Origin of the sequence: Metabacillus sp. Hm71 (genome assembly GCF_051842955.2) — a bacterium.
Classification (GTDB): domain Bacteria; phylum Bacillota; class Bacilli; order Bacillales; family Bacillaceae; genus Metabacillus.
In genome coordinates this window covers 2,670,998-2,695,897 of sequence record NZ_CM200278.1, presented here as the reverse complement: position 1 = coordinate 2,695,897, position 24,900 = coordinate 2,670,998, and the positions used below count along the sequence as shown (strand labels likewise).

Genomic DNA, 24,900 nt, shown 5'->3' with positions numbered 1-24,900 from the left:
CTCCTTTTCTCAATAAAATTTAGGATTTATGGTAATGTCTATAGTCACTCAATACCTATTTCATTAAATGTAATAACTGCTTTTATCAACTTTGCTCCAGATACTTGTTTCACCCATTCAGCCTCTTCTCTACTTAGATGCTTGGAGTGAAACTTGTTTGAAGTGAGAGTAAATTCTTCAGAAAACCTATAGACATCTTTAACCCACATAAACCTATTTTAGCTATGTAGCATATATTTTCACTCAGTTGAAATCACCCTTTCTAATAAAGTTAGGTTTCATTTACTCTTCAATTATAAATTTTCCACTACAGAATTCATCAATGCTTACATCGTTATCTATAAACATGTCAAAAAAGTTTTCTCTGCTAAATGAAAGCTCTTGATTTTCATCATTCCACTTCTGCCAAGTAATAACTTTTCCTTCTTTTAAAGCTTTCATTGCTTCTTCAAATGTTACATATTTAGGAAGGATACGCCACATTAGATTTCTGTGTTGCTCTGTAAGACTAAATAAACCGTATCCCATACAATTCCCGTCTTTACTGCAAAATGAAATAAGTCCATCGTCTCTTACAGTTGCATGATTAGTAAACTTACCACTTATAAAAGAATTTGACTTTTGCTCCTCTGTTTCAGCAATTACTCCCACTTTTAACCTGTCAATCATTTGCCCTGTCGTTAGCCATTTAGTCATTATGTATCACCAAACCTTTACATCATATTTTCCATCAATTATGTCATTTCTAATATTCGTAGCCTCATGTATTTGACCTTCCAATAGGCGATGCTGATGTATGTCATTACTTCCTAATTTAATCAAATGCTGCAAAGTTTCAATGCGTTTATCTATAAACTGAATCATCACTTTTTTATCTAACATTCTAACCATCTCCTAATGTGTATATTTAATTTGTTTATATTACTGACACCATAGATCTGCAAACTTGTCGCTTGTTTTCCTGTATGGTAATAATCTCATTTTTCAACTGTTCTATGTATTGCTCTAATCCTTTAATATAAGCTGAACAAGCACTTCTAACTGATTCACTTCTAGTTTTGTGCATTCGTAGTTTTGCTTTACTTATCTCATAAGCTACCTGCAATTCTTCAGTTTCAAGCTTTTTTAATTTAGCCTTTTCAGCTCTTTCCAATTTGCGAATTTCTTTAGCATGTAATTCAGCAACCTTAGACTTAATTGGTTCATATGTTACTGATTCTTGTTTTAATACAGTTTTTATTTCTGTTAAATCTGGAGATAAATAGATTGCTATTCTTCCATGTGCATATAAAACAGAGTTATTACCTTGCTCATCTTTCTGTATTCCAATTCGTGTTGCTTTATTCAAGATTGACTTGAAATATCCTTGAGCTGTACTGTCATTCATATTAAATCTTTCTTTAGCTCTTTTATAAGCATGGTCAGACAATATAATGTCATCAAATTTCCCCTTTTTCTTTTTTAGCAAGTATTGTTGGTTACTTTTTACTGTCTTAATTTCTTGATTATGATTATCTAACAGGTTTTCAATTTTATATAATTGATCAAGTTCTTGATTAGATAATCTACGTTTATTACGTGACATATTCTCCTCTCTCCTTGTTATAAAAATAGAGTAGTTAAGGTGCTACCCTTTAACTACTCTTAGTATACATGATTAATTTATTTGTGTAAATACCTTTTTATAATTAATTTATTTTTATTTTCTTTTTTCGTAAGTTAAGAAACTATAATTATATGGGTGATGTTCATCTTTTTTATGATCTTCTCTAGATGTCGCTTTCCACTCATCAGGTAACTTTGGAAACCAACTGTCGGCTTCAAACTTATTGTCTATTATGGTTAGATATATTTTGTCAGTGTGATCTAAAAACTGGTGATATACTTGGCCTCCACCTATTACCCATATGTCTATTGCTCCATCAGCATAGTTGTAATATTCATTTAAGATGTCTTTTACTGAGTGATATACATAAACTCCAGGATATTTAGGTTTATAATCTTTGTCATGAGTCAGCACAATGTTAACTCTGTCCGGTAGAGGCTTACCTAGAATACCAACTATAGATTCAAACGTGTTTTTCCCTTGTATACAAATGTGATTCTTGGTCAACTTCATGAAGTTAGATAAATCCTTGGGTAAATGGCAAAGTAACTTGTTTTTGTGACCTAATTCATTGTTAAGGCCTATTGCAGCGATCATATTAATCATTTCTACACTCCTAAATCAAAGTCTAATTGAGGATACTTACATTCAAAGTCAACTAATTCAAAATCAGACAATTCAACATCATAAAAATTAGTGCCTACAGGCACATTTAATTTTAAGTACGGTTGTTTATTAGAAGGTTTACGACTAAGTAACTCATCAACTTTCTCTTGGTGACGTAAGTAATAATGTAAATTAGATGTAAACACACTAAACTTACCTAGTTTAAAACCAAATTGATTAGCAATCATCATTTGTAAGGCTACATACTGCAATCGATTAATTGTACCAGCTACACTATAATCTGAACTCCTAGATGTTAAATGCAAGTCTAAATACACTTCGTCTTCAATAACCCTTACTTCCCAGTTTGTCATATAGAAACATGGTTTAAGTCCTTTAGGATCATCAATAAAGTCTTGTTCCTGCCATAATGAAATAAGTTTACGTCTGCTAAACATATCATTATTTAATGTGTCTAAAAGATTGTCAATTAAGTTATAACGCTTAACAGTAGCTCCGTATCTAAGTCCAATTGTATTAGTGTTATCCACTTCCCAATCTTTCCACCATTTGAGATTATATTTATCCTTCATGATATCAAGATTATTTGTTTGATCTTGATAGAAAGCCAACATTTCACCAATTGCCATTTTAACAGCTACTGGTCTAAGTGTCGGAATAGGAAACTCACCTTTTGACAAATCATATTCCTCATGTACAAATGTTATATATTTTGTATGAGCTGGAGCTCCATCGCTTTTGTATCTAGGTCTTACTTTGCCTGATAAGTCAGTGACACCTTCGTATTTTACTTTTCTTAAGTTATCTAAGAAGTATTTATCTGCTTTGTTCATTCATTATCCCCTCTCATTTGAAAAGAGAAGGAGTTGACCCCTTCTCGTATGTATAGTTTATTTGTATTAGAGTTTCACACTACCTACTTTACTCAAGTTCTCTACAAACAGTTTTACAAAATTATCTGCTGCTTCAGGATCAAAATTGTAAGAACTATTAATGTAGTTAATTACTTCTACTTTAAAGTTTAGATAGGATTCTAATTCATTTGTTAGTACTGTTGCAAAGTTAATTTCTTCTGGTGAAACAGTTTCATCCTTAAATTCATGTCTAGTGAAATATTCAGCTAAACTAAGCAAGATCTTTGACTCGTCTTTATGTAAAGTGATTGTGATTTCTTCATTAAGTTGTTGCTCTACTTTCATATTAATCTCTCCTTTTTAAATCAGATTCCTCAATTAATTCCACTCTGTTGAAATGCTCCATAGCCTTAATATTGTCAATATAGAACTTCAATCCAAGTACAGAGTCAATGAATAGTACATCTCCTCTTGTACCCCTAAATAGATTAGGACTGCATGCTCTGAATGATTTTCTAGGATGACTTATTCCCATATTACTTGTAATTTGAATCCCGTCTAAATCACCAAACATCTTAATTAACATAGAATGTGCAGTTGTTTTAGATGTTGAAACAACAACTATTCCTCTCTCTTGGTATGTTAAGTCAAATTTATTTTCAACGAGTGTATATTGGATTGAACCTGATGAAATTTTAATAACGTTATTTTTTAAATCATTTTCTATTTTGGCAATCATTCTTTGCAATTTTTCAAAAATTATAGTGTAATCATGATATTGTCTTACTTCTAATTTATCTAAAGATGCTCTCATTAACGGTTTGTAAATTTCATATTTTGATAATAGTAATTGTTTAATCAATTGGGCTCCAATTACTTCCGTTCTACCGTCAAAATAGATCATTCCTACGTTTCTCTCTAATGCGTCAATTAAAGACTTACCTGCTTTTACATCTCCATCTTTAATCAATCTGTTTAACTTCTCATCAATCTGGATAATATTTTGATATGTATCAAGTTTCATTGTATTCATTTAAGATTCTCCTTTAGCGATTGGTCGCTACCCTTTATAGTTTGTTAAATTTATTTTTCTTCTTTCTTCGCTAAATCAATTCCGATTACATAATTTGAAAGATCGATAGACTTAAGAAATTCTTTTGTTTCTTCACTATTCAATGGTAATATTCTTTCACTTTTATGCAATGTTTCTAAGCCTTCAGTATTAACAAAACCACCGTTCAATATTTTCTTATCTTCCACTCCCTCACCTCCTTTCAAATCCCCATAAAATACTTATTTCATGTAAATTATTGTCTTGAAAACACGAGCATTCGTGAGTAAATCGAAGCATGAGCGAGTTTATTTTCCACCAACAATTACATTGGCATCTGATCCAACAACTTTTGTTTGAACGTTCTTATCTCCATCCCATTTGTCAATGCGTTTTAACTCAATGATTTGAGCTGTTAAAGAAGCGTTAATTGTTTTATTTGCTTCTGCTTCAGCCTTAGCTTGAATTAATTGAGCATCTGCCTTACCTTGCGCTTCAATTTTAGATTTCTCTGCTGCTACTTTAGCTTGTTCTTTTTCAATTTCAAGTTGCTCTAATTTTTGTTGAGCATCTACTACTGCCTGGATTGCTTGAGCAGTTTTCTTATCTGGAGTTGGAGCTCCCAAAGTTACAGAATCAACAATGAACCCATGTTCCTCTACAATTTTACGGAACTCTTTTTCAATTTCTGCGTTAATTTGTCCTTGATGTTGAAATACTTCTAAAACAGAATACTTTGCAAATACGTTTAACGTAGCTTTCTTAATTCTTGTTTGTAACCATCCTTCTTGAATTGTTGCAGAATCTTGACCTTTAAACTTGTTATAAATACTTGGTAATTTCTCTAAAGCATTTGAATAGTCATAAGACAGTTCTACGGATAAAGGTTTACCGTCTTTAGTCTGTACATTAAATTTAGTTACTTTAACTGTTTCAGTTGAAACAGGATATTCAGTTACTCTTTCAAATGGACTTACAAAATGCCAACCTTGACCTAATGTTTCATCTTCAACTCCATGAGATCGGTTATAAACTACTCCAGCATGACCTTGACCGATAACTTCAATTGACATAACTCCTAATACTCCACCTACTAATAAACCTACTCCTACTACACCGGCACCTACGATTGATTTAGTTGTTTTAAACATTATTTATTTTCCTCCTCTTTATCCTCAAAAATATTTTTTAAATTAGTAGTTTGATTGCCGATTTTATTAAATAATCCTAGTTTTCCAAGTAACAACCAAATTCCACTTAATAATAAAACGAATAGAATCAGTAGCACAAAGGCAGAAAACATTTATTTCACCTCTTTATTTAGTTCCAATTGACGAATAATCTCAGCTTCAATTAATGGTTCTGGTGGCTGCCATCCTTCCGGTTTCATAATCTTTCTATCGCCTTCACGGAAAATTGGTTTACCATCCTCACCTAATTTGGCCATATTAGCATCCTGTACAATATCTAATAATGGTTGAGGATCAATACCCATTTCAACACATGTTCCTAATAAGAAATATAGTGCATCAGTGACAGCATCAGCCTGACCGATTAACTTTTCTAATTCATTCTTTGGATATTCCATGTCTAGTGATTTTAATTTAGCTTTTTCTAATCCGGCAATCATCTCACTATATTTAGCAAGGAATTGTTCTTCGTTATCTGAAGATTGATGAATAAACTCAACCAATGCTTCTTCTCCTGTCCAAACTGCACGAGAAGTTGCACGATCAATATGTAATGGCGCAGGTGTTTTAGATACAGGTAGTTCAAATGTAGATTGGAATAATTCAACTTGTGCTTTAGCGTAATCTAAACCTTTTAATTCTTTAGTCATTAATAATCTCCTTTTATGATAAATTTGTTTGTAAGGGAAGGATTAACCCTCCCTATTGTCTATGATATATGTTTCTTTTCAGCCTCATATCTTTTCCAGTAATCTATGTATAATTTTTTATGTCTTATTCTACTTCCTGTACCTGAACTAGCGCTAAACCTTTTTTCAATTTCTTTATTTGTAGATCCATTTTCAATCATCTTTATTACTTCAAGAAAATCTTCATAGCTGAATTTTCTTTTGTCTTTTAAGCTGTGTGATTGTATAGGTTCATAATCCACAACTTGATCCCAAAAGGAAGTAAATCTCTTCTTATGTCTAATTAAAGATACATATCTATCATGGAGACCAAATATTTCAGCAATTTCAGAGTTAGACTTTCCTTCTTTAAATAATTCAACCATTTCAAAAAATTGATTATTTGTTAATTTGGACTGTGGATTCTTTTCTCCTCTAAGTTGAATAGATTTCTTTTCCAATGTTTCTGGTGACATTTCAAATCCTGACATTCCGATTCCACCAATAGTTTGATTGTATCCTAATTCGTATGTATTAAATTTATTTATATATTCTTTTTCCAGTCTGTTTAAGTCTTCCTTTGTATAATCTAAACTTAAGGTCAAAATTGTATATGTTAGATTACCAAATCCATACTCATTGAAGTCATCTTGCATTTGTGTATTATTGTGATTATTATTTTTAAGAAATCCCATATGGTGTTTAAGTCTATTATTGCTAAGTATTGAAGAATCTTGACCTATGTACGACTTACCATTAATAGTAATAGCATAAATACCCTTGTAAGATGGTTTAGTCAAAGAAACCCTCCTTTCTTAAAGTTTGCTGATCAATTCTTCTAATTCTCCAGGATTAAAACTGATACTTTTATCAATCTCATTTCCGTCTTCATCAACTAAAACTGTCGTTGGGACAGATCCAATATCATATCTAGCAGCTAAAGTAGGATTTTCAAAAGGATTTACTTTTTGAACTTCAACTTCTTCATTATCTAAAAACATTTGTACTCTATCACAATTCGGGCAGTTTTCTTTTTCAAATTTGATTAATTTATTAGCCATTTATAATTTCCTCCAGTAATTGTTTAAATTCATCTTTTTGTCTATCTCTAGGATAGCCTTCAAATTTATAAACTAATTTAATGTTATTTTTATCTTTAAGAATAGAATGCAAGTAGTCTAAAACTCCACAAAACAAAGAATACTCACTTCTACCACTTCCAAATAGAATAATATCCTTATCTTCTAGTTGTAGTAAATCATCTTCATATTGCTTTAGGTATTCCGGTAAATGTGGTTTAGATTCATCACTTCGGTAATAGGTAGATGAACCAATCAATATTAATTTATTATTCTTCCAATGCTCTCTGGGGTCTTGTTTGGGTATTCGAAGGATATTGAATTTATCAATATCCAACTTTTCTAAAATACCTAATGTATTTCCTTTTAATGAGTAAACAGTGATGCAATTAGAGGTCAAAATTCCCACCGTCTTCATGCTTATAGTCAATTGCATTACCTTGTAAAAAGTCAGCTTTTGGAGATATCCCTCCGTTATTATTCTTTTTACTACCGTATGTAACAATCCATTTTGCTTTTAATTCATCATTCTCAGGGAATGGTTCAGTCATTCCTGCATTACGACAGATTAAATTAGCTAAATATTCTACATAATCATGATATTCAACAATTGACAGGGTATCAATGTCTTGATATAACCATGCAGTCCAGGCTTTCTCTAGTTTAACTGCTTCTCTAATAAAATCCATTGCGAATTCTAAGTTTTCACTTGTATTTAGCTGTGGAAACTCTGACATTAGTATCTGAATAACAGTTCCAAACACTTCTGAGTGCTGATTTTCGTCAGCCTTGATCATATTGATTATATTGTTAGTCTCTTGCATCTTGTTGTCTCTAGCAAGCGAATGATAATATACAAATGATCCACTGAAGAATAATCCTTCTAAAATTTGATAAGCTACTAATCCTTCAAAGACTGCCTGAAGAGTTTCATCATCCATTTCTTCTTTACCTGTTTTATATTTGGTAATTAGAAAATTAACTAAAGCATCTTTCATTTTTTCAAGTTTTTCAATAATAAACATATTACGTTTAACCAACAAAGGTAAATTTCTTACTTCATTAAAAGCTTTATCTTTCTCGTCTTTATTTAAAGTTGATGAAGTTATATGTTCATAAGATACATTGTGCATTGTTTCAAAACCTGCAACTAAAACCCATAATGTTCTTAAAGACGGATCTGATGTCGCAAGAAATAAAAGGCCAACAATATCTGTAGCAATTGAATCCAGCCAATCCAAAGCTCCTGAATTATAGGCATATACAATTTGCTCATTCTTATTTAATTTCTGTCTAAATTCTTCCATGTCTTTACCCATTTGAATTTCTTCTGGTATCCAGAATTCACCGAACAAATTCTTTTGGTATGTTAAAAATATCGGATACTTAATATCATCCCAACTTCTGATTCCACTCGCCTTCCCCCCAAAGATTCTTGAGGGATGGTTAGGTGAGTCTGCGTCATATATTCTAAATGCCTTGCCTTTGAATTCTTGTGTCAAAATACGTGTCCTCCTTATTGGCAGTAAATGCAATCTTCTGGTTTTTCTCTGTTTGCTGTATGAGTATAATAGATTGTTTTCAATCCTTTTTCCCATGCTCCCATATCTAATCGAAGCAATTCTGATCCTTTAGTATTTTGTGAGATGTGATAGTTATGACTAATTCCTTGGTCTACATATTTTTGAGCTGCTGCGACAACGTTGATAGCCCACATTTCATCCATTTCAAAACCAGATTTATAAAACCATTTAGTTTGGTTGTTATAATTCGGTGGAACAATTATAGTGCTGATACCTGATTTTTCTTCTTTATAAATTACATCATATAAAGGATCAATTGAAGGAGAGCCATTCATGATCGTACTGTTACTAGCTGTCGGTGCGATAGCTCCAAGATACGAGTTACGCATTCCCTTGTTAGCCATTTCACGATATTCTAACCATTCGTCACTTACCAGACCACGTTTGTCAAAGAATTCTCCAGTCTGCCAGTCAGATCCTTCGAATAATGGGTAACTACCTTTTTCCATTGCCAATTCATGCGATGCTTTAATTTGAGCTTTTAAGTATCGTTTAAATACTTCTTCAGCAAAATTTGCTGACTCATCAGATTCCCACATAACACCTTTATTAGTTAAAAGTGTTACAAAACCGAGTAATCCTGCACCAACAGCTCTGTATAGATTGTTAGTGTGAGTTGCTTGAGGAACTACTGTACGATTTAAAGAAATAACATTGTCTAACATTCTGAATTGAATATTTACAACTTCCTGGTATTCTTCTTCTGTAAGATCGTTCACGTTATGAGCAACAATTGAGCTAAGGTTACAACTTACTAATCCTTCTCCTTTAGTAACTGTTACCACTCTTCCTGTTTCTTCTAATACTTCAGATTCTTCGACATCATACTCCATGTTTTGCACTATTTCAGAACATAAGTTCGATCCGTAAGGCATTCCTGCGTGACCATTAGGATTTAATCTTGCTGCCGTATCAGACCAGTACATATATGGAGTTCCTGAAGTAATACGACTAACATATATTGATTTATAAATGTCAGTAGCTTTTACTGTTTTTCTTAATTCTAGTTCAGTTGATTGTTCAGCGATTCTATAAAAATATGTAAATGCATGATCAACTTCATTTGGCTCTTCATTTTCTTTAAGTTTCTTTTTATCGTATAATTTATTTAAATCAATATTTAATTTCTTTTTAAGTTCATATGGATCAAATAATGTCCATAATTCTTTATTTTTCAATCTTCTCATAAACTCATCCGGTACACATACTGCTGTTTTAATACTGTGAGCACGTTTTTCCTGTGATCCAGTTTTTAATCTTAATTCTAAGAAATCATAAATATCACCATGCCATAAAGGTAAGTATGCTGCAATACCACCCTTTCTTACTCCGCCTTGGTTAACATATTCAGCAATGATCGACTGTAAGCGAGAAGGATGTTTAATTCCTGTTGCATTGCCTTTCTTTCCTCTAATCCATGAACCATCTGCTCTGATAAATCCAAGAAAAGTTCCCAACCCTGCGCCATTTTGACTAAACCTAGCCATTTGTGTTCCTGCATTAAAGATACTTTTAAGATCATCGTCAATTGTTACGATATGACAAGATGATAAAGTACCATGTGGACTACCAGCATTTTTAAGTGTTGGAGTGGCCAATCCAATATAATGATTAGATAAGGCATGATATGCTTGTTTAATATATTCATAGCGTTTCGTCTTTGGCTCATTTTGCATCAAGTAAACTGATGCCGTTAAAAATCTTTCTTGCGGTAATTCTAAAACAGTTTTTCCATTTTTGACTAAATAAGTATTACTTAACATTAGTAATCCACTATAGTCGAACAGTTTATCTTTTGACATATCGATCAATTTGCCAAACTTTTCAAGTTCTTTTTGTGAGTATTTTTTAAGTAGAGAAGTATCATAGCGACCTTCTTCAGTCATTTTTTTAACAAGTGAATAATAATCACCATAACCTTTATGATAATCAAATCCACGTTTCTTACTTGCTTGTTTATACATTTTACGTCTTAACACTGCTGCTGAGAAATGTGTAAACTGTGGAGATCGTTCAGAAATCTTTCCATTTGATTCACGAATAATAAAGTCAAACAAGCGTTCAGCTTCAACTTCCTTCTTAGCTAATACAAATGATTTTACATTTTCATAAATCTCTTCAATTTGATCAACTGGGATTTTATCTTTGTCTTTTGTATCCTCATATAAATCTAATACAAACTTATGAAACCTTTCCTCATCAAATTCTTTTCGTTGAATGTAGGTTTCTCTGTCCTTTGTAATTATCGTCACTAATCAATCACTCTTTTCTGTATTTTTATATATTAAATTTATCTTTATTAGTTAATTATAAATCTTTTAATCCATCATTATATGTATGTACGCCAGCGTTGGCCTCTTCTAAATTAATATCTCCCATTTCCATATACCCTTTTGCCATATCAGCATATTTATCTTCGACTTCAACGGGAATGTAATTCTGTTCGAAGTGTCCTTTAGTGACTACAAATGGCTGACCATTTAGATCCTTCATTAATATTTCACCAGGTTCATAGTACACATCAGCAAATTGACCAACAGCTACGCCTTTTGTCTTAACTTCTACAGCTTCTACGACAAACTTCCTGTTTGCGTAAATTTTCTTTGCCACTTTTCTCACTCCTTCTTATTTAGTTTAGTCCGAAATCTACTAAACTCACCTCCTTTAAATGGTAATTTAATAGTAACACTTGTTCGTTACTTTGTAAATATGTATATTTAATTTATTTGTATAAACTAAAACTTTCTTACAGAATAACTCCATCCCATTCTTCAAATGACTTTAAAGCAGCATAATTATTGTACTTCTCATCAATTAATAATGCTAGATCCTGTACCGTTTTAATTAAATAATCTTCTTTATCGCCACTTCCTCTTAATCCACCTTGACCTACATATAACACATTACCATTTAAATCCGTTGCTTTGAAACTTTCAATATGACTTGTTCCTAATTCCAGTTCAACTATAAATTTATTTCCTTTTCTTGACGTAACAGTTTTAGTCAGTTTCACGATATCCCACCTTTTATATAATTATCGAAATTTATCTAGTTACTTCCATATTAATTTTATCAACAAATTTCCATTCTTGATTAAAGTCTTCAGCTAAGAAATCCTTCCTGCTGCTTTCATTCCTAAACACTTTAATTTCTAACTGGTTTAAATCTTTATCATGTGAATATGTAGGGTAAGTGTCTTTTTCCATGTACATATACATAGGTTTATTGAGTAATTCTATTTCATTAGCCATACTGGACAGCATAGCTTAGATGTAGTTCCTTTGTCTGCATACCTTCATTTGTTAATGTATAATATTCCAATACTTCTAAAGAACAAGACTTAATAATTCCATACTCTGGCGTATTAGACATTCCTCTTCTTGACACTTTAACAGGTAATCCATTCTTAAGTTGATCTCTATCATAAACTTTCAACTCTTTATACATATTTTCCACCTCCAGGAATCGATTTTATTTAGTATGATAATCAAAAAATTCTTGTCTTGATTCCCAGCCATTTTCTTTTAGAATACCATCAACAATCTTTGGATCTTTTTCACTAACATAAGTTACAAACAAACCTTTTAGTCTAACTTGATATCCGTCATCATAAGTAATCTTTTCAAAGGTATATCGTAATCCCAATTGCTTCACCTCCTGGATAAAAAGGATATTTGATTTAAATAACGTACCAGTCAACCATTTCTGCTTTACCATTTTTAATTTCTTCTTCAGCCATTTCAATACATTGTTCTACAGTCATAGCTTCGACAGTAAATGATCCAGTTTTATCATCTTTCTCCCAATGAAATTTCATTTTGTACATTATTTTCACCTCATTTAATTTATTCAAATAAAAGAAATAATTTATTGAATTAACCACTTACTGAAATTACGTTTTCTCCCTCAACAGATACGTCTAAATACACCCAGTCATTTCCTTCGCAACGCACCTTTATTTCAATAGTCCCATCTTTAAACATTTCTTTAATAACCTCTTTTACATCTTCTTTTGTCACAATTTCAACTCCTTTACATGGCTATTTATGTCAACTATTCACTACCTTAGTTGCTTCATTCTCAAACGCATATATACCAGAAGCGTTTAATATAACACCTTTCTTATCATGAGTTAGGCCTTCATGCAATCCTTTACTGTACCCATCCTTCTGACCTATTTCATAACCTTTGTCGTAACCAGTTTCAAACCCTTCTTTATTAGCTTCTTCAATACGTCTAGCACATTCTTCTAAAAACTTTTGAAATTGTTTTTCGGTGAAGAATTTCACTCTTTCTCCTCCTTCTTATGTACAAACGTTATGTTCTCTTTCTTAACAATTTTCTCAACATGCTGCTCTAACCCTTTTAACACTTTAACTAATTCTTCAATATTTAATTTATCTTCATCTCGGATTCTTTCTGTAGTATATCGTTTCAGCGCTAGAGCCAGGTTTAAACCATAATGACCTACAACCTCTTCTTTCTGTCCAGTGATCTCTTTTGTTTCTTTGTCTCTCACATCATCGATTCTGTATAAGGTATAGTTTAATTTATCTGATGCTATGAAATATTTATCATCAATCACTAACTTCATTATTATCATCCTCCAATCCTATTAATCTTTTAGTTTCTTCTAAGTTTAATAACTTACTCTTCCTGGCAATCTCAGCAATTTCCTTCATGCATTCTTCATGACCAGTTACTTCAAGTTTCTTATCACTCTTTAGTACCGGAATTAAACATCCCCAAACTATTTCTGAATGAAATCCACATTTCATACATATCTTATTGATTACTACCACAACCTTTGTATATATAATTTATGCGTTCAGTTACTTCCTCAAATGTATATTTGTATTTTAGAGGATGATTTAACCATTTTTCCCATGCTGTTTTATAAGAACAAGTAAAATTATACGCTCTAAACATTAAGAGTTTTGCTAATATGTCTATCTCTTTGACTGGCATTTGTTCATCTCACCTCAACAAATCATTCAATAAATTTCTTAGTCTCATTTTGAGCCATGCTTTCCAGATTAATTGATGGCCTTCTTTATATCCACCATTTTCACCTTTGACAAATATTTTGTACTGTACCATATGTTCATCTATCTCTTCCAGCTCAGTCACTTTAATTCCATGTTTTTTTAAATATCTTCTTAATTCCATTTGTTCATTTAACACAATTTTCAACTTACCTTCGAGATATTTCTTATAATCATTTTTACCTTCAGATTCAGCTCTGTTGATCTTCTTATTTAAAACATCAACCATTAATTTCGTATATGTAAATTCGTATGCTGCATCTTCATATGCACCTGGTACATTTGCTTTCATTATCATCACCCGAATGTTTGTTCTTATTATGTATTATATACGGATGATTGTTCCTTTGCAACTTGTTCGCTTACACTTAATTCATCAATTCTATGATAAGCTTCTTCGATCATGTCTTCCAAATTATCCATTTCTTTAGCCCATTGATTAATTTGTGCTCTTATCTCCAATACTTTCTCATGATTTGTCATATTGTTTTTCCCCCATTCGATCATCTGCTCTACTTGCTGCAATCATAATTGACATAACCATCGCTGCAAGTAAAATCCAAAGACTCACTACTCCTAATCCCATCCACACCCATGCCCATGTTTCATAGTACATTTTCCTATCCCCTTTGTTATTATTGAGAGTGAGCGTTGTTTCTCACTCCCGTTTAACTTGTGGTTGTGTTGTTGTCTGTACTATTAATATACACGATTAATTTGTTTATGTAAATAGGTTATGTTAAATTTATTTATAAAAATTTATACGTCTTCGAGCTCAGATTTTAATTGCTCAAGTCTAACCAGGATCTTCTCTAACAATTCATCGTATTCAGGCCATTTTTCATCCGAAATAGACTCTCTATCATCTTCAATTATACGCCTTATTTCATCAACAAGATCAATGGATGTGCTGGCTTGTTGTGTAAGTGAGTCTTTTGTATGGTCGGATATATGCTTCATTATTACCCCTCCTTAACAAAATACTGTAATACATTTCCCATCACGTTTAATTACATGTGGAGAAGAATGACCTCTCCTCCACTCAAATCCTTTACTCTTTACTTCTTCGCTAATATTAAATACCTGCTTAACTTTATGTATATTAAATGCTATCTCCTTTGCTGCGTTTTTGCTCTCGGCCTCGATTTTAAGCGTTGTGTTTTGACTATACTGAGAGCAACACCTTACAAAAAACTTTCTCACTGATTCACTCCTGTTCTAGTTGTTTAATTTACCTTTAAGATTTTTATTTTCACATTATCCGGCATACTGATTACATTCTTATCTTCACTTATTAAAGTGTTTTTAAAGGCTTTATGTAATCTACTCTGATATTCAAGTGTAGATCCTTCTGGTACCTGTAAAATAACTTTATCTCCTTCACCAACTGTTAAAATATCTTCTGATACAACTTCACCAATATGATTATGTATCTCTAATTTAATTTGCTTCACGTTTAGCTGCCTCCAGTTGATCATTCTCATATTTTAATTGTTTGGCAAACTCTAAGTTGTATAGTAAGTTAACATTAATCAATGCTTTATTTACAGCAATCTCATCATTTAAGTAGCTCTTTAGTTTAAACTCAATGAACCATTCTTTACACCAAGGCTCACCATATTGAACCAAATATTCGTATGCAGAACTCTTTCTTCCATCTTTAAAGTACATGTTCGTTTCCTTAATCTGTTCAACTGTGCCAATAATCCCTTTGCCAACCACAACCTTTTCATTCATTGAGAACTTGTTTTTCATTGTTATCCATCCCCTTTAGTTTAATTAATTTTTGTTTTTACACTAGCCCATCCTGCGAAAAAAGTAACAAACAATATTCCAATCCAAGTTATCCAGAAATTCCATGATGGAAATAAAATTGCGGATACTAAGTATGCTGTCATGGCATTTATACCTATGTTAAGTATTAGATATATGACTATTTTTGTGATGTCGTTCAATTTTATCTCTCCTTTGTTTATGTAAAATATAGCTTTTAAACAGTTTATTATCCAAACACACTACGTATTGATTCATCACTTATGTATATGTGTATAATTTATTTATAATTAGTGATTAAAACTTCTGTCGTATTAGCGTCACCTTTTCCATATGCATGATAACTGAATTTGTCGAATGTGTATACATTTAATCTATTTTTATTGCACCATTCAATCAACATTTCATTTCTGACATTCTTATTTTCGAATGCATTTGACATAGCGAATCGTATTCCTTTTTCACTCAATTCATCACAAAATTTAAGTAACTTTTCATCATTTTTGGTATCCCACTTACCATTTTCATTGTATGTTGCTGTTGTTCCTGTGTATGGTGGATCTAGGTATAAAAAATCTGATTCTTTAAAGCTATGTATACCGAAATCTTCAAATGATTTATTTGTAATTAAAAAATTATCGTTATTAATCATTCTATGGAAATCTATGTAATATTGACCATGTTTTTCTTCAATGAATCTATTATTTCCAAACGGCATATTGAAGTCGCCTTTTTGGTTAAATCTCATTGTTTGAGATAAACAATAGTTCATAAGAACAAATAGATCCAGAGGGTTTTTACTTTCGTTATACCTACTGCGGAATTTCGTATAATTTACTTTGTAATACTCTCTTTCTTCCTTATTTGTAGTTGCGCTATTTGTACTCTTTGTTGGTAAATCGAACTCTTTAATGCAATTTTTAATATGATCAATTATTACTTCTGGTTTGTTTTCTTTTAAGGTTATGTATAAGTTGTAAATATATGTATCTAACTCATTTAAAATGTAGTTATTTGCATTAACATTTAAAGATACAACTCCGCTTCCTCCAAATAGATCATAGAATGTATCTATATCTTTTGGAAATATGTCCGTCAATCCCTTTTGTATTAATCTCTTCTTATTGCCCATATAAAATATTGGTGAAATTTTAACTTCTATATTAAACCTCTCCTTTTGTTAAATTTAGTTATGTTAAGATAAAATGTAAATTTTATATTAATTTATTTTTAAATGATACTATGTATACGTTCATTTGCAATTTTATGATACTCTTCGTTTATTTCAATGCCGATAAATTTTCTATGTAAATTTATACATGCTTCAGCAGTAGTACCACTTCCAATGCACGGATCAAGGACAATATCTCCTTCGTTGGTCGAAGTTTCAATTAAATACTCAAATAACTTCAAAGGTTTCTCCGTTGGATGTCTTTTACTTCTTCCTACTGGAAAATTCCACACATTATGTTTGCAATGTTCATTAAAAGTCTGTTTTCTTTTCTTGAAGAATACACAATTTTCAATTGCATCCAACCACATATGTTGACCATTTGAAGGAGATGGATTAGTTTTATGCCAGATACATTGCCTAGTCATACCATCCTTTTTACTACTAAAATATGAAAATACTTCTGAGACTTGTTCTTTACCACAAAATATGTATATCGTACCTTTAGATAAACGGTAGCATTCTTCTAAAAACTCATGTAAATCAAATGTTAATACGTCTGCTGCACCTTTGTCTAATTTCCTTAATTGACCATCATACTTAGCTCGTTCTTCGCCATTCTTGGAAACATTGCCATAAGGTATATCAGTTAATATTAAATCTACACATTCATTAGGAAGTTTTGACATAGCATCAATACAATCATGTTTATATATCTTATTCAACCATTCATTTTTTAACATTAAATACCTCCTCAGTAATAAAACATTTTCTCATATTTGGTATACAATAAAGCTTTAATAATTTTGTAATTACCAATTAGAATTGGCTTGGTACTTTCAAGTGAATGAAGTTCAGTTTTTCCTGTTGTATTGTACTCATTCTTTTTATGTACAATAAAGTTATAATCTTCTTCTCCGACCAACTTGATTAACTTAGTTATAAATCTTTCAATCAGTATAATCACCTCATGATATTTATTAAATTTCTTTGTATAAAAGGATTCTTTTATTTAGAGTTATCAAACTCTTTTACTTCAACAATATGAAAAACACCTTTTTTATCATAATACCCCTTCGTAAACACTGATTTATCAACGTTTCCGAAGTCCCAACCATAAACCCAATCCTTTTCCTTTGAAAATAAGCGTTTTAGCCATTTTTTCATGATTTTCACCTACTTTCTATAAAATTCATGTTTTATTGAAACTTATATGTATTATTTATTTGAATTTCTTTGCTTTAAACACCAATAGTATGCAGGATATAGAAATTCTCCTTTATTATGAGTTTCATCACGATAATTTAAATATTTTATTCTTATAAGATCTCTCTCCTTTTCACTTAGACTCTTTTTGTATTCATGATATTGTTTAATTAACATATCCTCTTCTTCTTTAGATTTAACTAATCCAGGTTTCCATCTATACATATCAAAGTAGTCTAATATCCAAAAGTAAAACGGAAAATAGTCTTCATAATTTTTAATTTTGTTAGACTTGTATTTTCTATAGATGCCACCCAACTCTTGCATTGAATATTCATTTTCTAAGTTAATTCTTCCACTAGTTCTTTCTAGGATTATGTCTGCTTCATAATCTGTATAACCAACATCAATCATCTTACTCACACTCATTCCTCCCACTATTTTTAAATAAATCGATTATTTTAATTAGACTTAATTCCAACCAGTAGTCCATTCACAATTACATTTAATACATCTATAATTGTGCTTTCTTTCTGTCCTAACCTTAAAGAATCCAGTTGTTCTAGTTGAATAAATTCCCAAACAATGCCCTCCACACTCAGGACATGAAGTATTTCTTCTGTTCATATCCCTTTCAATTTTTACTTGTGCTGAAGTTTTTAAAATGATCTTTTCCATCAACTTTACACTCCTCTAGTCAATACTTCTGGAGCTAATTGTGACTTTTCTAACCTATGTTGAAGTTTTTCTTTTTCATCATGCAGTTCATTCTTGAATCCATTAAGTATTCTCAGTTCATGATTAAATTCTTTATCTGATTCAAGCTTCATAATTACTCTTGCTAAAGCTTCAATCTTAGCTTGAATTTCATTCATTTTCTCTATTGCTTCTAATACTGTCATTTAATTCACTCCTTTAAATTTAAATAAAGCAATCATTTTATTTAATTTTCAAATGATATGTGGGACTAACTCCTTCTAAGCTAATACTTGGATATTCATCAATTCTGTCTGTGTGATTATAAGCTGTTATTACGTAAATTCTCCCATCCAGCAGTATATGTGACTTAATTGTTAAATGATGGATATCATATTTATTAATTATTTTACTTGCAAACTTACACATCAATCTTTGATACCACTTAGTTCTATTCATAATTTTTCTCCTTTTGATAATGATTTTAATAATTCTTTAATAACAATTTTATGTGCTTCCAGTTGCGCTTCTTTTAAATCATCATTTATAATCACATAATCTGCAAATTTCTCATTTTCAATTTCATTAGTTTCTTCTAAATGCTTAATCCTTCTATTAATATCAATTTCCTTATCTCCACGCTCAACCATACGTCTTTTTAATTCATCAATTGACGGAGGTTTTATGTATATAGACACTGCTTTGTCGCCCAATTTATCCTTTAACGCTCTCATGCCATTTATATCTTTTGTACAGTGATATGGTTTTCCATTAATTAATTCATCAATTTTATGTTTTGGTGTTCCATAATAGTTCCCTGCATATGCATTTGTTTCAAAAAAGAAGCCTTCATTTTCTAGTTTTAAAAACTGTTCTTCACTTACCTGCTTAATGTGATAACCGTCAATTTCTCCATCTCTTAATGGTCTTGTTGTACAATTAGTCATAAAATCAATAGGTAAGGAATGTTGAATTTCAGATTTTCCTGAGCCACTAGCTCCCATGAAGATTATTAATTTTGACAATGTTTCACCTTCTCAATCATTTTAAAATTACGCACTTCACAACTGTTATCTTCATATAGAATTTCTACTTGTTCATGTTGATGATCAATCATTAATACTACTCCAGGTTCTTTGGTATGTACTAACTGAACTTGCTCACCCACCTTAAACAAACAATCACCCCTTTGTTGTTAAGTTTATTTATGTACCTTGTTTAATTCAATTTCTTTAAATCTTCCTAATGTTCCATCTTCAAGTAATAGTTCATAGTCATATTGAGAAACTTCTAATCTGTCAACAACCTCGCCCTTTTTACCTACATCATATGGAGCCCCTTTCTTTGCATGATCGTTAACAACTAGCTCATCTCCAATATTGTAAATGAAATATTTTGGCAATCTATCTCCCCTCCCTTATGACAACAACTTTAACATTTTGTCTCCCGAATCTAATGGCCTTACTGTGGCTAGATACCAGGACATCAATCTTTTTTCCATCAATTGCGCCTCCAGTATCGGCAGCTATTCCATGAATAACGTCACCACTTTGAGTTTCAATTTTTAGCAAAGAGTATAATGGAATTACATCTGGATCTACAGCAATTACAGTTCTTCCTTGATATGTAGTAGTATTAGATACATCAATTCCCAACCTTGTTTTCCCTGTACATCCTTCAGAACAGAATGCCGTATAAGCACTTGCATTCATAGTTAATACTCTGTAGCTACCTGTTCCACGACTAGGGTAATTCTCGGTTCCTTTGCTTAGTCTGCTCAAGCTGTTCTTTTAACTTAACAATGTCTTCTTTTTGCTTAGAAACAGTTTCATTTAAACTTTCATTCTTAGTTTTTAAACCATTGATTGTTTCTATGTTACTTTTAATCTCATCTTCTTTCTTATTTAATAATTCGATATTATTTGTATAATTTATCTTTAACTGATCAAACTGTTCAGTTTTAGTTTCTAATTTCTGATCGTATTCATTAATGTCTTTACTATATTGCCAAGCAACCACACCATTTGATAACAATAGTGCAGCAATAATTCCTGTTGATACTGGATGTTTTTTAATCATAGGATAAGCCTCTTTGCGAGTGAGGCTTCATCACCTACCTTTATGTATAGTTTAGTTATTTATAAATGCTTTTTCCACGGTTTACTCAATAACCAAAGGAAGAATAACAGTACTCCTACAATAACTAATCTGAATAAGTCGTATCCCCAACCTAATTCAGTCACCCTAATCACTCCTTCCCTATTTATTCAAACACAAACTCCTTCATGCTCTGTTTTTCTCACGAATACTCCATTTTTCAAGTAATAAAGTTTAAATAAAATTTCTCTTTTATTGAGATTTAAATCAATATATAGTATCCCTTATCTTTTATACACTACTATATATAGTACCTAAACCTGCACACGCTCAGTTGTTAGTGTGATATTGCCCTCACTATCCACTTCATTAATTAAAGCAACTGTGTGCTGGTATATTGAGTCCTTATATTTCTTAGGAATAAATTGATTTCCTCTTCTGTAACCTGAGACGAGCAGTTTATTACCTCTGGTGAACCAGGACTTTTCCAACACTTCCTTCTTTCCACCATTGCTTTGAGATATCTGCTTGTTATAATGGCCAAATGCTCCACCGTACATCTTAACTGTTACCACACCATCAGGAGTTAACAATGAAACTGTGTGTTTAGTTTTGTTCCTATCTAACACTGTTCCTGCTAATCTGGTAAGCTCATATTCAAACATTTGCCTACCTCTCCAGGTATACGGCTTACCTTTAATTGGTTCTTCAGGTAATTCGAAAAAGTTGGCTATACCATACTTTTCTTTATTTACATGTGCTAATTCATGCTCATTATAGTAATAACTTAAGGAATCCATTTCCCATTTACTAATTGATCCACTTGCGTATTTATCCCATTCATTTTCTAACAACTTTTGATTTAGGCTATTTAACGCTTCTTCTGATGAAATCCACTCTTTAATTTCTTCCATTTTTTTATCATACAGTTTTTTAAATTTATTCTCAGAAACAACAAGTTGACCTTCATGTGTATCAACAACTGCATCATCACTGAAATGCTCACTATAAAAATTTGATGCAATGTCATCAATAATAAGCAGTTTATCTTTTGGCTTAGAAATAGTCTTCAGAACATTTTTAGATATGTAGTTTTTATACTTGAAAAATCTTATTTCAAGATTAAATTTATCAGGTATCAAATCATTAACCATTAACATGTTAAAGTTTTGCATTGTAAGTTTTTCTTTAGGTTCACTTACAATTTTAATGAACTTCTTCATTATCTCAATTCTATCCTCGAATGAGTCAAAGCATCCGGCTTTAATTAACTGTATGATCTGTCCTTTTTTAACTAACCCAGTTTCAAACATTCTATCTAAAAAATCACCAAATGAATTATATGGTCTATGTTGCATGATTAAATGTACAACTTCATCCCCAATACCATTTAGGCCTTTTAAACCAAAGACAATTGAATCATTTTGAATATCAGGAGTGAATCCAAATTGTGCCTTATTGATGTCCGGTAAATTTACTTTAACTCCACGTTGACGAATAGTTCCTATTGCCGAAGCAACTTTACCATAGTTTGTTGCACGAGTTTTTTTCTTGTCATCTTCATCTTCATCCTCATTGTCTAGATCTTCTTCATCTTCGATTCCTCCACTGTTAACGGTTAAACAGGCAGTGTTCCAATATAGAGGATTGAAATGATAATTAAGATTTAATTCTTGGAGAGCTATAACTGAGTATGCTAAGGTATGTAGCAGTGAGAACGAATATCCGAATTGTCGTTTAAATTGTACATTCCATACGTAATTTAATAAATTGTCGGATGTCCCAATTTCTCGGCCTTTTGTAAAGAATAAATCCTGTGCTTCCTTTAACACTTTTTCCTTCTTTTTAGCGATGGCCTTACGTAATTTATTTGATTCTGCAATGCTAAAGTTAGCAATCTTCTCATCCATAACCATCATCATTACCACTTCTTGAGTATCAGCAACTCCATATATATCTTTAAGATAATTCTCCATTACCATTATTTCTTCATCAGTTAATCCATAGTCTTGCATTTCTTGATACCATAGGCCGATATCATTTTTAAACTTAATATATGTATCTACCGGCTGTTCTTCACCATCGGACATTAACCTCATTAAAGAGTTAGTAACTGCTGCCTCAAGTAGATTGTTAGGTTTAACCTTTAATGCAGACTGAAAACCTACTTCAGTTGAAAACTGGAATAGATCCATAATTTCACCTTTACCAACCATTCCCCATAATTTAGGATCATCATATTCAATTACGTCTGGATGAATGTATTTACTATATGTTTTCTTAAGATTCTCTTGCCACTGAATTTCATTATTTTCAATTAATTGATCAAGTGTTACCCTCATTTTATCAAGCGCTTCGATTGTAAGAAGGTCATATTTTACTGATCCCATAGCTTCTGTGTCGCCCATATTAAATTGGGTAATAGCAGCTCCCTTTGGAGTTTTCATCATTGCGTTTGACTTGGTATAGTGATCATTAAATATAATTATCCCTGCTGCATGACTCGAACGTTTATTTACCAATCCCTCAATCTTTAGGCAAGTTTCTTTTAGGTTTGGATATTGTTCAACTTCTCTAATAAATTCCTTAATTGGCTTTCTTTCCTTTTCTTCATTCCCAAAGAAACAATCTGATAATGACCAATTGGCACCACGTTCAAAAGGAATCATTCCACTTAGAAATTGTCCGATATCATTATCAATTCCCAACCCTCTACATGCTGTTTGTAAAGCTGATTTAGATCCTTCTGTACCAAAAGTTGCTATCTGTAATACCCTGTGATCACCGAATTTATTTTTAAGCGCTCTTAAGATTTGCTCCCGTTTACCCCCTTCTGTGTCAATGTCTATATCCGCTATATCTGGCCTGGATTTATGTAAATGTCTCCAGTGAGGTAAATTATATGTCATTGGGTTTATCTGAGTGATATCTAAGAGATAGTTTATTAAGAAACCTGCTGCACTCCCCCTTGCAACTCCTACTAAGGAATTACCTCCACATTCATCGTCCCAAATAAGATTGATAATTTCACGAACTGTAATATAGTATGAAGGCATTGATTGATTTAATGAAATACTAATTTCCCATAATTCACCTAACTCTTCATTAAGCCTAGTTAATATTTCGTGAAAACTTTCTTGTGTTAAATCACGCTTCAATAATTTTTCTTCAAACCCATCTTCAACTAACTTTAGCAAGTATCTATCTTGTTCATCTTCTGAATGAGCAATTTTGTTTATATATTCATACTTATCATATGCTGGTTTAAACAAGTGTCTCAGCTCAAACTCTGGTAAATCCATTTTAGGAATGATTGGTTCATGTTCAATTGTGTAATCTACAACCATTTCACCGATTAGCAAGGTGTTTTTAATTGCTTCATCAACTATTCCTTCATCTAAATAGTCCATTCTCCCTTTTATCTCATCAATATTTTGAACGAAACAAGCTTCATAGAAGAGGTCTACTTCCCTCTCTCCATCTTTGGCATTTAGGAACGCTTGATGAATAACTCTGTCTTCCGGTCTTAAAAAGTGTGCATCAGTTGATACTATTCTCTTTAAACCGTAAGCATCTGCAATATCAACTAGTTTTTTATTGCAGTAAATTTGTTCATCGCTTAAAGCAGGTTGTAGCTCGATAAAGAAGTTTTCTTGACCAAAAACATCAATGCACCACGCTATAAATTCATGTATAATTTGCTTGTGTTCAAGGATTTTATCTTCATCATTTGTTAATTCTGCTTCCTTAATTGCTAACAAGTTAATGTTTACTTCTGATCCTAAACAGGCAGTTGTTGCAATTAAATGACCTGGATTACTTTTTACAACTTCTTCAACATCTGATTTAATTGTTGGTACACGTTCCATTGTTCCAGTGTAGAATGAGTTTTCCCATGCTTTACTTGATAAGATTCTAAGTTGCTCATGTCCTTCTGCATCCTTCGCTAACATTAAGAAGTGAGGAAACTTTGTTACTCCTGATTTATAATTATCTTTAACCTCTTCAATGGAGTTTACTAAGTATGCCTCATTTCCAAGAATAAGCTTGAAGTCTTCAGGCATTTCACCTTCTTTTTTCATGCTTCTGACTGTTTGAATTGCTTCAACGTGAGCTGAAAGAACTTCGTGATCAGTTATTGCTAATCCTGTATAGTTCATTTCAACTGCTGTTTTTAGTAGGTCTGCTACTCGATTAGTTGAATCCAGTAGCCTTATGTTACTTTTATCTGTATGACAGTGACAACCTATCAAT

General features: G+C 31.9%; 45 protein-coding genes. All 45 read right to left on the bottom strand.

Features of this window, described 5'->3' with window-relative positions:
- Positions 1-282 precede the first annotated feature (282 nt).
- Positions 283-696, bottom strand: a complete 414-nt coding sequence (locus ACSVDH_RS13100; protein WP_439249766.1) for a hypothetical protein — start codon at positions 694-696, stop codon at positions 283-285.
- 6 nt (positions 697-702) lie between these two features.
- Positions 703-882 (bottom strand): hypothetical protein, encoded by a 180-nt coding sequence (locus ACSVDH_RS13095; protein ID WP_439249765.1) that lies wholly within the window; start codon positions 880-882, stop codon positions 703-705.
- Between the two features lie 34 nt (positions 883-916).
- Complete coding sequence (locus ACSVDH_RS13090) at positions 917-1,585, bottom strand: hypothetical protein (protein ID WP_439249764.1); 669 nt, start codon at positions 1,583-1,585, stop codon at positions 917-919.
- A 114-nt stretch (positions 1,586-1,699) separates the two neighbouring features.
- Complete coding sequence (locus ACSVDH_RS13085; protein ID WP_439249763.1) at positions 1,700-2,212, bottom strand: dihydrofolate reductase; 513 nt, start codon at positions 2,210-2,212, stop codon at positions 1,700-1,702.
- A gap of 2 nt (positions 2,213-2,214) precedes the next feature.
- Positions 2,215-3,066, bottom strand: coding sequence for a thymidylate synthase (locus ACSVDH_RS13080; RefSeq protein WP_439249762.1), 852 nt, complete (start codon positions 3,064-3,066; stop codon positions 2,215-2,217).
- Between the two features lie 66 nt (positions 3,067-3,132).
- The gene (locus tag ACSVDH_RS13075; RefSeq protein WP_439249761.1) at positions 3,133-3,432 is read right to left on the bottom strand and encodes a hypothetical protein; all 300 of its coding nucleotides are present in this window, start codon (positions 3,430-3,432) and stop codon (positions 3,133-3,135) included.
- 1 nt (position 3,433) lies between these two features.
- Positions 3,434-4,120: a hypothetical protein gene (locus ACSVDH_RS13070; RefSeq protein WP_439249760.1), complete on the bottom strand. Its 687-nt coding sequence runs from the start codon at positions 4,118-4,120 to the stop codon at positions 3,434-3,436.
- A gap of 50 nt (positions 4,121-4,170) precedes the next feature.
- Positions 4,171-4,347, bottom strand: coding sequence for a hypothetical protein (locus ACSVDH_RS13065; protein ID WP_439249759.1), 177 nt, complete (start codon positions 4,345-4,347; stop codon positions 4,171-4,173).
- Positions 4,348-4,446: 99 nt separating this feature from the next.
- A complete protein-coding gene (locus ACSVDH_RS13060; protein WP_439249758.1) occupies positions 4,447-5,289 on the bottom strand; it encodes a prohibitin family protein in 843 nt (280 codons plus the stop codon).
- Complete coding sequence (locus ACSVDH_RS13055) at positions 5,289-5,441, bottom strand: DUF8570 family protein (protein WP_439249757.1); 153 nt, start codon at positions 5,439-5,441, stop codon at positions 5,289-5,291. The genes ACSVDH_RS13060 and ACSVDH_RS13055 overlap by 1 nt, the downstream gene beginning before the upstream one ends.
- Positions 5,442-5,978 carry a pyrophosphohydrolase domain-containing protein gene (locus ACSVDH_RS13050; protein WP_439249756.1) on the bottom strand — a complete coding sequence of 179 codons (537 nt, stop codon included), beginning with the start codon at positions 5,976-5,978 and terminating at the stop codon, positions 5,442-5,444.
- A 59-nt stretch (positions 5,979-6,037) separates the two neighbouring features.
- Positions 6,038-6,796, bottom strand: a complete 759-nt coding sequence (locus ACSVDH_RS13045) for a GIY-YIG nuclease family protein (protein WP_439249755.1) — start codon at positions 6,794-6,796, stop codon at positions 6,038-6,040.
- Positions 6,797-6,811: 15 nt separating this feature from the next.
- On the bottom strand, positions 6,812-7,057 hold the full coding sequence (locus tag ACSVDH_RS13040; RefSeq protein ID WP_439249754.1) for a thioredoxin family protein: 246 nt from the start codon (positions 7,055-7,057) through the stop codon (positions 6,812-6,814).
- Positions 7,050-7,484: a flavodoxin family protein gene (locus ACSVDH_RS13035; RefSeq protein ID WP_439249753.1), complete on the bottom strand. Its 435-nt coding sequence runs from the start codon at positions 7,482-7,484 to the stop codon at positions 7,050-7,052. Before ACSVDH_RS13035 ends, ACSVDH_RS13040 begins: the two co-directional genes overlap by 8 nt.
- Entirely contained in the window at positions 7,465-8,577 is a 1,113-nt protein-coding gene (locus ACSVDH_RS13030; RefSeq protein ID WP_439249752.1) for a ribonucleotide-diphosphate reductase subunit beta, read from the bottom strand. Before ACSVDH_RS13030 ends, ACSVDH_RS13035 begins: the two co-directional genes overlap by 20 nt.
- Positions 8,578-8,591: 14 nt before the next feature.
- Entirely contained in the window at positions 8,592-10,910 is a 2,319-nt protein-coding gene (locus ACSVDH_RS13025) for a ribonucleoside-diphosphate reductase subunit alpha (protein ID WP_439249751.1), read from the bottom strand.
- 55 nt (positions 10,911-10,965) lie between these two features.
- A complete protein-coding gene (locus ACSVDH_RS13020; protein ID WP_439249750.1) occupies positions 10,966-11,268 on the bottom strand; it encodes a hypothetical protein in 303 nt (100 codons plus the stop codon).
- Between the two features lie 136 nt (positions 11,269-11,404).
- Entirely contained in the window at positions 11,405-11,671 is a 267-nt protein-coding gene (locus tag ACSVDH_RS13015) for a hypothetical protein (protein WP_439249749.1), read from the bottom strand.
- Between the two features lie 31 nt (positions 11,672-11,702).
- Positions 11,703-11,909, bottom strand: coding sequence for a hypothetical protein (locus ACSVDH_RS13010; RefSeq protein WP_439249748.1), 207 nt, complete (start codon positions 11,907-11,909; stop codon positions 11,703-11,705).
- The gene (locus ACSVDH_RS13005; RefSeq protein WP_439249747.1) at positions 11,902-12,105 is read right to left on the bottom strand and encodes a hypothetical protein; all 204 of its coding nucleotides are present in this window, start codon (positions 12,103-12,105) and stop codon (positions 11,902-11,904) included. The genes ACSVDH_RS13010 and ACSVDH_RS13005 overlap by 8 nt, the downstream gene beginning before the upstream one ends.
- A 24-nt stretch (positions 12,106-12,129) precedes the next feature.
- On the bottom strand, positions 12,130-12,375 hold the full coding sequence (locus ACSVDH_RS13000; protein WP_518618160.1) for a hypothetical protein: 246 nt from the start codon (positions 12,373-12,375) through the stop codon (positions 12,130-12,132).
- The gene (locus tag ACSVDH_RS12995) at positions 12,338-12,484 is read right to left on the bottom strand and encodes a hypothetical protein (protein WP_439249745.1); all 147 of its coding nucleotides are present in this window, start codon (positions 12,482-12,484) and stop codon (positions 12,338-12,340) included. Before ACSVDH_RS12995 ends, ACSVDH_RS13000 begins: the two co-directional genes overlap by 38 nt.
- Positions 12,485-12,533: 49 nt before the next feature.
- Positions 12,534-12,677 carry a hypothetical protein gene (locus ACSVDH_RS12990; RefSeq protein ID WP_439249744.1) on the bottom strand — a complete coding sequence of 48 codons (144 nt, stop codon included), beginning with the start codon at positions 12,675-12,677 and terminating at the stop codon, positions 12,534-12,536.
- Positions 12,678-12,707: 30 nt separating this feature from the next.
- On the bottom strand, positions 12,708-12,947 hold the full coding sequence (locus tag ACSVDH_RS12985; RefSeq protein WP_439249743.1) for a FliH/SctL family protein: 240 nt from the start codon (positions 12,945-12,947) through the stop codon (positions 12,708-12,710).
- Complete coding sequence (locus tag ACSVDH_RS12980) at positions 12,944-13,252, bottom strand: hypothetical protein (RefSeq protein ID WP_439249742.1); 309 nt, start codon at positions 13,250-13,252, stop codon at positions 12,944-12,946. Before ACSVDH_RS12980 ends, ACSVDH_RS12985 begins: the two co-directional genes overlap by 4 nt.
- Before the next feature lie 191 nt (positions 13,253-13,443).
- Positions 13,444-13,626 carry a hypothetical protein gene (locus tag ACSVDH_RS12975; protein ID WP_439249741.1) on the bottom strand — a complete coding sequence of 61 codons (183 nt, stop codon included), beginning with the start codon at positions 13,624-13,626 and terminating at the stop codon, positions 13,444-13,446.
- 9 nt (positions 13,627-13,635) lie between these two features.
- A complete protein-coding gene (locus ACSVDH_RS12970) occupies positions 13,636-13,995 on the bottom strand; it encodes a YhjD family protein (RefSeq protein WP_439249740.1) in 360 nt (119 codons plus the stop codon).
- A gap of 26 nt (positions 13,996-14,021) precedes the next feature.
- The gene (locus tag ACSVDH_RS12965) at positions 14,022-14,186 is read right to left on the bottom strand and encodes a hypothetical protein (protein WP_439249739.1); all 165 of its coding nucleotides are present in this window, start codon (positions 14,184-14,186) and stop codon (positions 14,022-14,024) included.
- Positions 14,173-14,319 carry a hypothetical protein gene (locus ACSVDH_RS12960; protein WP_439249738.1) on the bottom strand — a complete coding sequence of 49 codons (147 nt, stop codon included), beginning with the start codon at positions 14,317-14,319 and terminating at the stop codon, positions 14,173-14,175. The genes ACSVDH_RS12965 and ACSVDH_RS12960 overlap by 14 nt, the downstream gene beginning before the upstream one ends.
- Positions 14,320-14,462: 143 nt before the next feature.
- Positions 14,463-14,663 (bottom strand): hypothetical protein, encoded by a 201-nt coding sequence (locus ACSVDH_RS12955; protein ID WP_439249737.1) that lies wholly within the window; start codon positions 14,661-14,663, stop codon positions 14,463-14,465.
- A gap of 266 nt (positions 14,664-14,929) precedes the next feature.
- Entirely contained in the window at positions 14,930-15,157 is a 228-nt protein-coding gene (locus ACSVDH_RS12950; RefSeq protein ID WP_439249736.1) for a hypothetical protein, read from the bottom strand.
- On the bottom strand, positions 15,144-15,458 hold the full coding sequence (locus ACSVDH_RS12945; RefSeq protein ID WP_439249735.1) for a hypothetical protein: 315 nt from the start codon (positions 15,456-15,458) through the stop codon (positions 15,144-15,146). The genes ACSVDH_RS12950 and ACSVDH_RS12945 overlap by 14 nt, the downstream gene beginning before the upstream one ends.
- Positions 15,459-15,756: 298 nt before the next feature.
- Positions 15,757-16,608 carry a Dam family site-specific DNA-(adenine-N6)-methyltransferase gene (locus ACSVDH_RS12940; RefSeq protein ID WP_439249734.1) on the bottom strand — a complete coding sequence of 284 codons (852 nt, stop codon included), beginning with the start codon at positions 16,606-16,608 and terminating at the stop codon, positions 15,757-15,759.
- Positions 16,609-16,706: 98 nt separating this feature from the next.
- The gene (locus ACSVDH_RS12935; RefSeq protein ID WP_439249733.1) at positions 16,707-17,390 is read right to left on the bottom strand and encodes a DNA-methyltransferase; all 684 of its coding nucleotides are present in this window, start codon (positions 17,388-17,390) and stop codon (positions 16,707-16,709) included.
- Positions 17,391-17,655: 265 nt separating this feature from the next.
- A complete protein-coding gene (locus ACSVDH_RS12930; protein WP_439249732.1) occupies positions 17,656-17,814 on the bottom strand; it encodes a hypothetical protein in 159 nt (52 codons plus the stop codon).
- Positions 17,815-17,865: 51 nt separating this feature from the next.
- Positions 17,866-18,276, bottom strand: a complete 411-nt coding sequence (locus tag ACSVDH_RS12925) for a hypothetical protein (protein WP_299831715.1) — start codon at positions 18,274-18,276, stop codon at positions 17,866-17,868.
- Positions 18,277-18,324: 48 nt separating this feature from the next.
- Positions 18,325-18,531, bottom strand: coding sequence for a hypothetical protein (locus tag ACSVDH_RS12920; protein WP_439249731.1), 207 nt, complete (start codon positions 18,529-18,531; stop codon positions 18,325-18,327).
- A gap of 5 nt (positions 18,532-18,536) precedes the next feature.
- The gene (locus ACSVDH_RS12915) at positions 18,537-18,755 is read right to left on the bottom strand and encodes a hypothetical protein (protein ID WP_439249730.1); all 219 of its coding nucleotides are present in this window, start codon (positions 18,753-18,755) and stop codon (positions 18,537-18,539) included.
- Between the two features lie 37 nt (positions 18,756-18,792).
- Positions 18,793-19,008, bottom strand: coding sequence for a hypothetical protein (locus ACSVDH_RS12910; protein WP_439249729.1), 216 nt, complete (start codon positions 19,006-19,008; stop codon positions 18,793-18,795).
- Complete coding sequence (locus tag ACSVDH_RS12905) at positions 19,005-19,574, bottom strand: guanylate kinase (RefSeq protein ID WP_439249728.1); 570 nt, start codon at positions 19,572-19,574, stop codon at positions 19,005-19,007. The genes ACSVDH_RS12910 and ACSVDH_RS12905 overlap by 4 nt, the downstream gene beginning before the upstream one ends.
- Positions 19,562-19,726, bottom strand: a complete 165-nt coding sequence (locus ACSVDH_RS12900; RefSeq protein WP_439249726.1) for a hypothetical protein — start codon at positions 19,724-19,726, stop codon at positions 19,562-19,564. The genes ACSVDH_RS12905 and ACSVDH_RS12900 overlap by 13 nt, the downstream gene beginning before the upstream one ends.
- A 24-nt stretch (positions 19,727-19,750) precedes the next feature.
- The gene (locus tag ACSVDH_RS12895; RefSeq protein ID WP_439249725.1) at positions 19,751-19,951 is read right to left on the bottom strand and encodes a YorP family protein; all 201 of its coding nucleotides are present in this window, start codon (positions 19,949-19,951) and stop codon (positions 19,751-19,753) included.
- Position 19,952: 1 nt separating this feature from the next.
- The gene (locus ACSVDH_RS12890) at positions 19,953-20,261 is read right to left on the bottom strand and encodes a 3D domain-containing protein (RefSeq protein ID WP_439249724.1); all 309 of its coding nucleotides are present in this window, start codon (positions 20,259-20,261) and stop codon (positions 19,953-19,955) included.
- A 31-nt stretch (positions 20,262-20,292) separates the two neighbouring features.
- Positions 20,293-20,628, bottom strand: coding sequence for a hypothetical protein (locus tag ACSVDH_RS12885; protein ID WP_439249723.1), 336 nt, complete (start codon positions 20,626-20,628; stop codon positions 20,293-20,295).
- A 332-nt stretch (positions 20,629-20,960) separates the two neighbouring features.
- Positions 20,961-24,899 (bottom strand): PHP domain-containing protein, encoded by a 3,939-nt coding sequence (locus ACSVDH_RS12880; protein ID WP_439249722.1) that lies wholly within the window; start codon positions 24,897-24,899, stop codon positions 20,961-20,963.
- Position 24,900 lies beyond the last annotated feature (1 nt).